Genomic DNA, 12,381 nt, shown 5'->3' with positions numbered 1-12,381 from the left:
GTGGTTCAGGCGCCGACGCTGTGGCGACTGTCGTCCGAATGCGCAAAATAGCGCGCCGTGAGTTCGTCGGAAAGGCGGAACGAGGCGTCGACGCACAGCTGCAGCAGGTCCATCAGCGCAGCGTGCCGTCCCTGGACGTCCCGCTGGCACAGGTACTCCAGGTTCCACCGCTGCGGGTCCGGCACCGTCATGGAAATCGCGGCCAGGGTGCCGGGCGCGGAACCCGCGAGCTTGGCAAGCCGTCCGCGCAGGGTCTGCGCCACCCAGCCCAACGAACGCGGGTTGTCGCGGTCCAGCACCAGCAGGTCCACCAGCGCGTGGATGTCGTGGCGCTGCTGGTACTGGGCGTGGAACGTGATCGTGCTGTCGAACAGCGCCACCACGGCCTCGAAGCCGCCTTCATCGTGCACGGCGCCGGAGCTGAAGGCATAGGCCAGCGCCTGGGCGAGGAAGCCGAGGCGCTCCAGGTGGCGGCCGGTGGACAGCAGCCGCCAGCCGTCGTCCCGCGTCATGCGGTCGGTCTGCGCACCGGTCATGGCTGCGGTGTGCTCGGACAGCGTCTCCAGCACCCGCAGAGCTTCGACCGAGGAATACTCCCCTTCGCTGACGCAGGACGCACAGCCGAGGCGGAACTCCTGCTCCGCGCGCACGATCAGGTTCCATTGCTCCTGCGAGAGCCGCTCGCGCACGGCGGCCGCGGATCCTCGCAGCGCGCAGAGGTTATAGCCGACGCTGGTGGCCTTCTTGCTGTCGCCCAGCGAAGCGACGAGGGAGCGCTCGAAGACCCGGCGGGCGTGCGTGGCAGCCGGCACTGCCGTCAGCACGAGCCCGTTGGCCACCGCGAGTTCGCTGAGCCAGGCCATCAGGGGTTGTGACGACTGGTCCTCGCCATTGAGGCTCTCGATGGCGAGCCGCGCAAGGCGGGCCGTGTTCTCCGTGCGCTCGGTATAGCGGCCCAGCCAGAACAGGTTCTCGGCCGCGCGGCTGGTGACGCTGTGGGTGCGGTGCGGCGTGTCCACCGACGGATGCTCGTGGTGCAGCAGGCTGGTGCGATCCACCTCGCCCTCGGTGAGCACCCAGGTATCGGCGCTGCTTCCGCCGCGCTGCATCGAGGTGATCTCCAGCTCGTTCGAGGCGATCCGGGTGAGGCCGCCCGGCAGCACGCGCCATCCCTGGGCGCCATCGGAAACCGCGAACACCCGCAGCAGCAGCGAGCGCGGAAGGATGCGTTCGCCGCCGCGGCCGGCCTTCCATGTCGGCATCTGCGAAAGAGGCACGTAGGCCTGCACGGTGTGCCGCTCCGGCTCCCGCATGATTCGGCCCGCCCATTCGTCCAGCTGGCGCCGCGACAGGTTGCGACCCAACACGGCGCCCGGCACGCCGCCGGCGAAAGTGGACTTGACCACGCTGCTGGCGAGCTGGGGCAGCACGGCGAGCATGGCGGCGCGCTCACCGCACCACCAGGTGGGCAGCGCGGGCAGGCGCAGCTCCTCGCCCAGCAACTTGCGGCTGAGCGCCGGCAGGAAGCCGATCAGCGCCGTCGATTCCAGGAATCCCGAGCCAGGACTGTTGGCCACCAGCACGTTCCCCGCACGGATCGCCTGCAGCAGGCCGGGCACGCCCAGGTGCGAGTCGGCGCGCAACTCCAGTGGATCCAGGAATTCGTCGTCCAAGCGCTTGAGCACGCCATGCACGGGCTGCAGGCCGGTGAGCGTCTTCAGGTACAGGCGCTCGTCGCGCACGGTGAGGTCGCTGCCCTCCACCAGGGTCAGGCCGAGGTAGCGGGCGAGATACGCATGTTCGAAGTAGGTCTCGTTGTACGGGCCGGGCGTGAGCAGGACGATGCGCGGTTCGCCGCCGTCGGCGGGGCACATGGCGGTCAGGCTTTCCAGCAGCGCGCGGTAGGTCGCCGCCAGCCGCTGCACCTTCAGGTTGCGGAAGGCCTCGGGGAACAGCCGGGAGATGATGAGCCGGTTTTCGAGCAGGTAGCCGAGACCGGAAGGCGCCTGGGTTCGCTGGGTCATGACCCACCACGCGCCGGAGGCATCGCGCGCGAGATCGAAAGCGGCGATGTGCAGGCGCCGCCCCCCCGCCGGCTTCACGCCGTGCATCGCGCGCAGGTACCCGGGGTTGCCTTGCACCAGCGCCGGCGGCAGCAGGTTGGCCGCCAGCAACTGCTGCGGGCCGTAGACGTCGTCGAGGATGCGCTCGAGCAGCCGCACGCGCTGGAGCACGCCGGCTTCGATCTGCTGCCAGGAGTCGGGCGGGATGATCAGCGGGAACAGGTCGAGCGACCAGGGCCGCTGCGGCCCGCCCTTGTCGGCATACACGTTGTAGGTGATGCCGTTGCCGCGCACCTGGCGCTCCAGGTCGGCGGTGCGGCGATTCAGGTCGGCAAAACCCTCGCGCCCCAGGTTCTCGAAGAAGGATGCCCAAGGGGCGGTCGGCAGTGCGTGCGGCCCTACGACGACTTCTTCCTCGCGGTCCTCGTCGTCCGACGGCGTCGAAACGCCGCCGCGCAGCTCATCGAAGTGGCCCGCGGCGGCAGGCGGAGCCAACGCCGCGGCCAGCGCAGCGGGTGTTTCCTCGGCCTCCGCGCCGAACAGCGAATCGATGTTGGAGTCCACGTGCCGGCCATTGTCCCATTCGCGCCCGTGCCGTGCCACGCCGCATGTTGCGCTCCCCACACGCGAGCGCCGAGTTCATGTGCAGGCGTGGTCCGCGGCTTCAGGACTTCCGGAGGTCGAGCGTGAACGGGAATTCGCGGCTGCCCGGCACGTTGATGGTTGCGGGCGGCACGTGCAGCCGCCCCGGCGTGTGACCCATGCGGAAGAAGCGCGAGAGCCGGCGGCTCTCGGCCTCGAACGCGTTCACCGGGAAGGTTACGTAGTTGCGCCCGCCCGGGTGTGCGACGTGGTACTGGCACCCCGCGATGGAGTGGTTCATCCAGGTGTCGACGATGTCGAAGGTCAACGGCGCATGCGCGCCCACGGTGGGGTGCAGGGACGAAGGGATCTCCCAGGCACGGTAGCGCACGCCGGCGACGAATTCCCCGACGGTGCCGGTGGACTGCAAGGGGAGGGCACGGCCATTGACGGTGACCACATGGCGGCTCTCGTTGAGTCCCGTGACCTTCACCTCCATGCGCTCCAGCGACGAGTCGACATAGCGCACGGTGCCGCCGGCGGAGCCTTCCTCCCCCATGACGTGCCAGGGCTCCAGCGCGGAGCGCAGCGTCACCTCCATCCCCAGGGCGTGGAGGTCCCCCGCCACGGGGAATCGGAATTCGAAGTGCGGTGCGAACCAAGCTGCGTCGAAGGCGAAGCCGGCCTGCTTCATCTCGGCCAGCACGTCCTGCAGGTCCATCCAGATGAAGGTGGGCAGCATCCACCGGTCGTGCAGTTCCGTTCCCCAGCGCGTGACCGGCGCGCGGTACGGCTCGCGCCAGAAGCGGGAGACCAGCGCGCGAATCAGCAATTGCTGCACCACGCTCATGCGCGCGTGCGGCGGCATCTCGAAGCCGCGCAATTCCAGCAGGCCGAGGCGGCCGGTGGCCGAGTCCGGCGAGTACAGCTTGTCGATGCTGAACTCCGCGCGGTGCGTGTTGCCGGTGACATCGATCAGGATGTTGCGCAACGTCCGGTCGACGGTCCAGGGTGGCATGGCTTCGCCGTACACCTGCCGGTTGCGTTCGATCTCGCGCAGCGCGATCTCCAGTTCGTACAACTGGTCGTTGCGTGCTTCGTCCACGCGCGGGGCTTGGCTGGTGGGACCGATGAACAGCCCGCTGAACAGGTAGCTGAGGCTCGGATGGTTGTGCCAGTACAGCAGCAGGCTGGCCAGCAGCTCCGGCCTGCGGAGGAAAGGCGAGTCCGCGGGCGTGGCGCCGCCCATCACGAAGTGGTTGCCGCCCCCGGTGCCCGTGTGGCGGCCGTCGGTCATGAACTTCTCTGCCGAGAGCCGGCACTCGAAGGCCGCCTGGTAGAGGAATTCGGTGTTCTGCACCAGCTCGTCCCAGTGGTGCGCGGGGTGGATGTTGACCTCGATGACGCCGGGATCGGGCGTGACCGCCAGCGTCTTCAGGCGTGGATCGCGTGGCGGCGGATAGCCCTCCAGCACGATCCGCACTCCCAACTCCTCTGCCGTCGCCTCGATGGCTGTCAGCAGTTCGAGGTAGTCCTCGAGTCGCGCCAGGGGCGGCATGAACACGTACAGCATGCCGCTCTTGCCGCCATGTTCGCGCTCGGCTTTCGGACCGTTGGCGCGCTGCGGATCGCGCACTTCGACGCACAGCGCGGTGCGGGTGATCCAGTGGGCCGACTCGTGCCGCGCGGGCGCGCGCGTGTCCACCATGCTGGCGTGCGAGGGCTCGGCTTCGCCGCGCAGGTTGGCGAGCCCGGCGCCTTCGATGGGCTGCCTGGCGGGCGGCGCATCGCCGGCGACCATGCCGCCTTCGGCGAAGCGGGGATGTCCCGGCGGGAACTGCGCACGCAGCGGCGTGTCCCCGCGCAGGGGCGGTTGCTGATCGAACGGATCGCGCGGAATCTGGTGCGGGTAGTCGCCCTGGCTCACCCACGGCAGCGAATCGAGGGGCAGCCGGTAGCCCATGGGCGAGTCGCCTGGCATCAGGTACATGCGCTCGTCGCGCAGGAACCAGGGCCCGGTCTGCCAAACGGGCCCCGCAAGCTGCGCTCCGCTCTCACGCGCCTGCAGCGGCACCGCATAACCCACGACGGTGTCCAGCTTCTGCGAGAACACGCGCAGCAGGCGCGACCGTTCCAGTTCGTCGTCCAGCCGCGAATCGAACGGATCCACGTTGACGGGCAGCCGGCGCTCCCGCCACAGGTAGTAGAACACGTCCTCGTAGCCCGCCTCGATGTGCTTGTCCGTGAGCCCCAGGCGGCGCACCACCTTGCGAATGAAGCGCTCCGCATCGTCCGTGGTGTAGCGGACCGGCACCCTCTCATCGGCAAACAGCGCCGGATTGCTCCAGCATGGGAGGCCGTCGGCGCGCCAGCAGATGGACAAGGCCCATCGCGGCAACTGCTCGCCGGGATACCACTTGCCTTGGCCGAAGTGCAGGAAGCCGCCGTGACCGTATTCCGCGCGGAGCTTGTGGACGAGTTCGGTTGCGAAGCCCCGCTTGGTCGGACCCAGTGCGTCGGTGTTCCATTCGGCCGCGTCCCGGTCTCCCACGGCGACAAAGGTCGGCTCGCCGCCCATCGTGAGCCGGACGTCACCCGCTTGCAGGTCGCGGTCGACGGCCGCTCCCAACGCCAGCACGTCCTGCCATTGCTCTTCGGTGTAGGGCTTCGTCACGCGCGGCGATTCGTGAATGCGCGTGACCTGCATGTGGTGGCCGAACTCCACCTCCGCCTCGTCCATCAGCCCTTCGATGGGCGCTGCGCCCGAGGGCTGGGGCGTGCAGGCGAGGGGAATGTGACCTTCGCCGGCGAGCAGGCCGGAGGTGGGATCGAGCCCGACCCAGCCAGCCCCGGGAAGGTAGACCTCGCACCAGGCGTGCAGGTCGGTGAAGTCCACTTCGGTGCCGCTCGGGCCATCCAGCGCCTTGACGTCGGACTTCAGCTGGATCAGGTAACCGGAGACGAAACGTGCCGCGAGGCCCAGCCGCCGCAACAGCTGGACCAGCAGCCAGCCGGAGTCCCGGCAGGAGCCACTCGCCAGTCGCAACGTCTCCTCTGGCGTCTGCACGCCCGGCTCCATGCGGATCAGGTACTTCACGTCGCCCTGCACCTGCTGGTTCAAGGCGACCAGGAAGTCGATCGTCGGGCGGGACCGCCGATCGACTTTTTCCAGGTACGCCTGCACCAGGGGCGTCATGGGCTCGCAGTGCAGGTAGGGGAGGAGTTCTTCGGCGAGCTCGGTTTCGTAGTGGAACGGGAACTTCTCGGCGCTCGGTTCCAGGAAGAAATCGAACGGGTTGTAGACCGCCATCTCCACAACCAGGTCCACCGTCACCTTGAATTCGGTGGTCTTCTCCGGGAAGACGAGGCGGGCCTGGAAGTTGGAGAACGGGTCCTGCTGCCAGTTGATGAAGTGGGTCGCCGGCTCGATGCGCAGAGAGTACGAGATGACCTTGCTGCGGCAGTGGGGGGCAGGTCGCAGCCGCACCACCTGGGGACCGAGGTTGACCGGGCGGTCGTACTTGTAATGCGTGACGTGGTTCAGCGCGGCATGAATGGACATAAGAGGTCATCGTAGCAACGAGTGGGCCAGCGGTTACACCCTGGACCCGCCGGTCGGCCCCCCGGACCGGTCGGCGGCTGGCCGATGCCGTCGGTCCCTGCGTCTGTAACAGTGCGCCTCAACCGACGAGAAGTGCCGCTTCAGGCGTCGCAATCAAGTGACAAAGTCGCAGGCGAATTCTTGTGACCAAATGTAGATGCCGGTAGCATGTAACCAAATGCGACAACCCTTGGAAGCCCGCTCTCCCGCCGAAGCGCCGCCTGCGCAGCGGATGGCCGACTTCGCATCGTCTGCGCAACTGAGTTCCACCCTGGGCGATGCGAGCGTCGTCGATGGCCAGAGCGTCGCCACCTTCCTCTATGCCCGCCTGCATAACTTTTCGGCGCTGTGCAATGCGCTGGAGCCGGAAGAAGCGGCTTCCTTCGTCAACGAGGTCCGCCGCCTGCTCACCGAGCCCGTGATGAAGCTCGGCGGCGAGGTCGCGCAGCGGAGACCCGATTCCATCCTCGCCGTCTTCTGCAACAACCCCGACGACAAGAGACCCAACCACGCGCAACGCGGCTTGCACGCGGCCATCCTGGCCGTTCATGACGCCGTGCAACTCGCGCAGGTGGTCGCCGGAAAGCCGCACCTTGCGCACCTGCCCATGCTCACGCTGGCGGCCGGCGTGCACCTCGGTGCGGCGGAGTTGTCGCGACGCAGCAGCGGAGGCAACACAAAGGTGCATGCCGCTGGCGACGCGGTCGAGGTGGCGCGCCTGCTCGAGGTCACTGCGATGGACCTGAACTGGAGCATCGCCACATCTGCCGGGACGCGACTTGCGTCGGCCGGCCGCGCCGACGGAGGCCGTATCGGTTCGGTGGGCCTGCCCGACAACAGCTTCATCGACATCACCGAAATCACGGGCCTCGTCCCGCGCAAGGGGTCGAACACCCCCCAGCGCGTATTCGACATGCTGCGCGAGTCGCTGGTCACCAACGTGCAGGCCCGCAAGCGCGCCGCGTCCGCTCCGGCGGTGAATGCCGCTCCGCTCTCGGGCGCCCAGCTGCTGATCGAGGGCTACCGCGTGCTGCGCAAGATCGGGGAGGGCGGGATGGCCTCCATCTTCCTGGCGCAGGCGGCGGAAGGCGGTCCCCCGCAGGTGTTGAAGGTGATGCAGCTGGACAAGGCCGTCGAGGCCGATGGCCTGCAGCGTTTCATCCAGGAGTACGCGCTGCTCGCGCAGATCAAGCACCCGAACGTCGCGCGAATCTTCCGGCAGGACTTTTCGCTGGCGCACGCCTACATTTCGATGGAGTACTTCCCGCAAGGCGACCTGCGCGCACGCATGAAGGCCGGAGCCATCTCTCAGGAGATGGCGATCTCGTACATCAAGCAAACGGCGGCGGGCCTTGCGGCGATCCACGAAGTAGGCATCGTCCATCGCGACCTGAAGCCGGACAACCTGATGTTCCGCCAGGACGGAAGCCTCGCCCTGGCTGATTTCGGCGTGGCCAAGCAGACGGAGATGAAGATCACCGACACCGGCGATGGCGACATCGTCGGAACGCCCTATTACCTGAGCCCCGAACAGGCTCTCGGCCAGCCGGTGGACGCGCGCTGCGACATCTACAGCCTCGGCGTGCTGGCGTTCGAGTTGCTGACCGGCCGCAAGCCCTATCACGCGAGCTCGGCCCAGGAGCTGCTGCGGATGCACGTCCAGGACCCGGTGCCCTTGCTGCCGCCGGAGTACGCGCAGCTGCAGTCCGTCATGGAAAGCATGATGGCCAAGGACCGGGAGCAACGCTATCCGTCCGCCAAGACGCTGCTCGACGACCTGGTCCAGCTGGGGTTCTGATGGAATCGTCCTTTTCCATGCCCGCTTCGCTTGCCTGGCGCGCTCCGCGTGCGGACGGTCATGATGCGATCTCGATCGATGCGCCGCCGCGGGTGCCTGGCTATCGCGTGCTGCGCCAGATCGGCAAGGGGCGCCGCACGACCACCTGGCTCGCATGGGATCTCAACCGCAAGTCCGACGTGGTGCTCAAGCTCGAAGCGGCATCCGGCGGTTCGCTGCAGCGCGACTGCGTCGTCGCTGCCCGTGTGCAAAGCCCTCGATTGGTGCGCGTGCACGGACATGGGCGGACGGCGCAATGGTCCTTCGTCTCGATGGAGCACGTGCCGGGCGGAGATCTGGCACGGCGCATGCGCACTCCGCTCGAGCGGACGGACGCGCTGCGGCTGTTCACCCAGGCGGTCGAAGCGCTCGCCCAGTTGCACCGCCAGCACCTGGTGCATCGCGACGTGAAGCCTGCCAACTTCCTGCTGCGGGAAGATGGGTCGCTGGTGCTGGCGGATTTCGGGCTCGCCATCGATGCCGGCACGGTGGACCCAGCGGCCTGCGAAGGGGCCATCGTGGGCACACCGCACTACGTCGCGCCCGAGCAGCTGCAGGGCGCGCCCGCCACACCGGCGGCGGATGTCTATTCGCTGGGGGTCATGCTGTACGAGATGCTGTGCAGCAGGCCGCCATTCCCCGGTGAGACGCTGATGGAAATCTGTTCCCAGAAGCTGCTCGCCACGCCCGCCCCGCTGCCCGCCGTCTTGGCGGACCTGCAGCCACTGCTGGATCGCATGCTTTGCAAAGAGGTGCAATGCCGGCTTCCCCATGCGGACGCCGTTCTCGGCCTGATCGGCCAGAGGTTCTGACGTGACTCTGAATGAACAATACCTGGTCGACGTGATCGGCTTCAACCCGGTGGAGCGCTCGATGCTTGCCAGCATCTTTGCGCTGGCCGCCCGGCGCGATCCTGGCTTCGTGCAGTACGACCCTGCTTCGACCGTCAGCGGATCCGCGGACATCTACCTCGTGGATGCCGAGAACGCCGAGGCGATGAACGAGTTCCGCACGCTGTCCAAGCGCGCCAACCTGCCGGCCGTGATCGTGGGATCGGGCGGCGACAGCATGGGCTTCCCGGTGCTGCCGCGGCCCTTGCAGTGGGCCCGCCTGCTGCAGGCGTTGGAACAGACGGTGAGTGCCGCCGGCACGCGCAAGGCCCGGCAGGAGGACGAGGGAACGCTTCCGCTGGGCAAGACACTGTCGGCCAGCGCGGCCGGCCGTTCGCATCCGGGAGGTGCGACCCCCCCGGCGCTGGACGACGCTGCGGCCATGAAACGTGCACGCGGGGACACGGTCCTCGTGGTGGATGACAACGCGTCGGTGCGCATGTTCATGAAGGCCAAGCTCGCCCCGTTCAATTTCGAGGTCGATTTCGCCGAAACGGGCGAGGAGGCCGTGGGATTGACCGGAGCGCGCGAGTACACCTGCGTGTTCCTGGACGTGGTGCTTCCCGGAATCGACGGGTACCAGGTGTGCAAGCTGATCAAGGCGAACAAGCACGCGATGAAGAAGACCGCGGTCGTGATGCTCACCAGCCGCAGCTCGCCGTTCGACAAGCTGCGGGGTTCCCTCGCAGGTTGCGACGAATACCTGACGAAGCCGCTGGACGAAGACCGCCTCCTGGAGGTGATCGCCCAGTTCCTTCCTTCCAGCCGCAAGCGCGAGAAATCCCGGAGCAAGTAAGAATGAGCAAATCAATTCTGGTCGTCGACGACACGCGCTCGATGCGCGCCATGGTCGCCGCGGTGCTCCAGGGCGCGGGCTATGAGGTCGCGGAGGCGGGTGACGGCGTCGAGGCCCTCGAACTCGCTCGCAACCGCGTATTCGACCTCGTGGTGACGGACCACAACATGCCTCGCATGGACGGCGTTACCTTGGTGCGGGAACTGCGCACACTGCCCAATTACGACCCGGTGGCGCTGATCGTGCTGTCCACGGAAGCCAGCCCCGAGCTGAAGCAGAAAGGCCGCGAGGCCGGTGCCACGGGCTGGATGGCCAAGCCCTTCGATCCCCAGCGCATGCTGGACATCGTCGGCAAATTCATCTGACGGCAACTTCGGGAGGCACCATGTTCCAGCCCGCCAATGCCTTCGGCGATCCGGTTGCGTTTCGCACCATCTTCTTCGAGGAAGCCCAAGAGCACCTGGCCAACGTCGAGGCCATCCTGCTGCGCATGGACACGGACGCGCCACACCCCGACGATCTCAACGCGATCTTCCGGGCGGTGCACTCCATCAAGGGCAGTGCGGCGATGCTGGGATGCACGGAGATCGCCGCACTCACACACCTCCAGGAAAACCTGTTGGACCTGCTTCGAAAGGGAGAACGTCCCATCAACGGCGAGGACGTGAATGCGATGCTTAAGGCGGGCGACGTGTTGCGGCTCCAGGTGCTGCATCGTCGTGGCACCGTGGCCGAGGCGCCCAAGTCCGAGGGCGTGGAGGCCATGCTCCGCGAACGCGTAGCGCAGCCGTCTTCAGATGCAGTGAACGGCCAGGCGGGCCCAGTGAGCCGAAGCTTTCGTGTCAAGCTCGGCCCACTGTCCGAACCGATCGACGAGATCGAACTGGACATGATGCTGACGGGTCTCTCCGAGATGGGCACCGTAGGCGACACCGTCGTGGACAACACCATCGGCGGCGGCGTGGCTTTCGACTTGCTGCTGCAAGGCGCGGCCGCCGATCTCCAAAGTGTGCTGTCGCTGGTCGTTGCGCCGGAGCTGATCTCCATCGAGACCCTGGGAGTCGTGGCCGCGGCGGAGTCCGAGCCAGCTCCGGTGAAGATGGAGCCGGCACCGGAACCTCAAGCCGCCGTTCCGGTCTCCGCAGCCAACGAGTTGGATGAGTTCTTCGTCGACCCGGCGGAGTTCCGCAAGATGCGGAGCGTGACCGCGGAGCCGCGGCCAACGGTGATGGAAGCGTCGGCAGCGGAGGCGGACTCGCTCGTGGACCTCTTCGTCACGCCCGAGCAGTTCAAGAAGGACCGTGCGCCGCGCGCGGCAGCGATGGCCCCTGCGGCGACTTCCACGGCGATGGCGGCGGATGTGCACGACCCATTGCTGCCAGCGTCCCATGAGGCGACGTTCATCCGTGTCTCTACCGAGAAGATCGACTTGCTGGTGAACCTGGTGGGGGAACTGGTGATCACCGAGGCGATGCTGGCGCGAACGGGGGCACTCGCCGACGCTGGCAACGACGGACGCTACGCGACCAACACCGGATTGGCGGACCTCTCTCGCCACACGCGCAACCTGCAGGAGGCGGTGCTCGCCATCCGCATGCTGCCGATTTCCAACGTGTTCCAGCGTTTCCCGCGCGTGGTGCACGAACTCTCGGCGCGCCTTGGCAAGCGGGTGGATCTGAAGATGTTCGGGGAGGCTACCGAGCTCGATCGCGGCCTGATCGAAAAGATCTCCGATCCCCTGATGCACCTGGTGCGCAATGCCATCGACCACGGACTGGAAACGCCGGAGGCGCGCATTGCCGCCGGCAAGCCCCCGGCAGGCACGGTCACGCTGCGCGCTAGCCAGCGCGGGGGCAACATCATCATCGAGGTCGGCGACGACGGCCGCGGCCTGGACCGTGGGCGCATCCTCGCCCGTGCCCGCCAGCGCGGCACGGCGCTATCCGATGACGCGCCCGACTCCGAGGTGTTCCAACTTGTTTTCGAGGCCGGGTTTTCCACCGCAGAAAAGGTGACCGACGTGTCGGGCCGCGGGGTCGGCATGGACGTTGTCAAACGCAACATCCAGGCCCTGAGCGGCACGGTGGACCTGAACTCGGTGGCGGGGCAGGGCACCAAGGTGACGGTCAGCGTCCCCTTGACGCTGGCCATCATGGAGGCGATGACCATTGCCATTGGCGGTGAAACCTACGTGTTGCCGCTTGCTTGCGTGGTCGAGTCCCTCAGCGTGGCGAGCGACGAATTGCACACGCTGCCCGGGCACGGCGACACGCTGCGTGTACGGGAAGAGTACCTGCCGGTGCTGCACCTGGCCCGCCTGTTCCCTCCCCGAAACCCGCGCGAGCAATCGGCCGGCATTGCCGTGATCGTCGAAACGGATGGCTCGAAGGCTGCGCTTCTGGTCGATGAACTGGTCGGCCAGCAGCAAGTCGTGGTCAAGAGCCTGGAGACGAATTTCCGCAAGGTCCCGGGGCTGTCCGGCGCCACGGTGATGGGGGATGGTTCCGTGGCCTTGATCCTCGACGTCGCGCACATGGTGCGACTGTCAGGCCGCGATGGCGCAATGCTGTTCTGATTTCTCGACGGTGCGCCTGGCGCATCAGGTGCGGGGA

Annotated in this window: 7 protein-coding genes; 5 read left to right on the top strand and 2 right to left on the bottom strand. The window is 67.2% G+C overall.

Going from position 1 to position 12,381, the window contains the following annotated elements; translation table 11 throughout:
* Positions 1-5: 5 nt before the first annotated feature.
* Entirely contained in the window at positions 6-2,627 is a 2,622-nt protein-coding gene (locus AC1DSA_RS19130; RefSeq protein WP_477892091.1) for a circularly permuted type 2 ATP-grasp protein, read from the bottom strand.
* Positions 2,628-2,727: 100 nt separating this feature from the next.
* Positions 2,728-6,207, bottom strand: a complete 3,480-nt coding sequence (locus tag AC1DSA_RS19125) for a transglutaminase family protein (RefSeq protein ID WP_477892089.1) — start codon at positions 6,205-6,207, stop codon at positions 2,728-2,730.
* Between the two features lie 217 nt (positions 6,208-6,424).
* Here AC1DSA_RS19125 and AC1DSA_RS19120 point away from each other — a divergent pair, with 217 nt between their 5' ends.
* The 5 genes from AC1DSA_RS19120 to AC1DSA_RS19100 are packed head-to-tail and all read left to right on the top strand — an operon-like array spanning position 6,425 to position 12,344.
* Complete coding sequence (locus AC1DSA_RS19120; protein ID WP_477892088.1) at positions 6,425-8,044, top strand: protein kinase domain-containing protein; 1,620 nt, start codon at positions 6,425-6,427, stop codon at positions 8,042-8,044.
* Positions 8,044-8,895 (top strand): serine/threonine-protein kinase, encoded by an 852-nt coding sequence (locus AC1DSA_RS19115; RefSeq protein WP_477892086.1) that lies wholly within the window; start codon positions 8,044-8,046, stop codon positions 8,893-8,895. Before AC1DSA_RS19120 ends, AC1DSA_RS19115 begins: the two co-directional genes overlap by 1 nt.
* Position 8,896: 1 nt before the next feature.
* Positions 8,897-9,769: a response regulator gene (locus tag AC1DSA_RS19110; RefSeq protein ID WP_477892084.1), complete on the top strand. Its 873-nt coding sequence runs from the start codon at positions 8,897-8,899 to the stop codon at positions 9,767-9,769.
* Positions 9,770-9,771: 2 nt separating this feature from the next.
* Entirely contained in the window at positions 9,772-10,134 is a 363-nt protein-coding gene (locus AC1DSA_RS19105; protein ID WP_477892083.1) for a response regulator, read from the top strand.
* Positions 10,135-10,154: 20 nt separating this feature from the next.
* Positions 10,155-12,344 (top strand): chemotaxis protein CheA, encoded by a 2,190-nt coding sequence (locus AC1DSA_RS19100; RefSeq protein WP_477892081.1) that lies wholly within the window; start codon positions 10,155-10,157, stop codon positions 12,342-12,344.
* The last annotated feature ends 37 nt before the right edge of the window (positions 12,345-12,381 follow it).

The sequence above is a fragment of the Ramlibacter sp. P4_H7 genome, from assembly GCF_056400765.1.
Note: the sequence above shows the minus strand (reverse complement) of the source record. Positions and strands in the feature narration are given on the sequence as shown.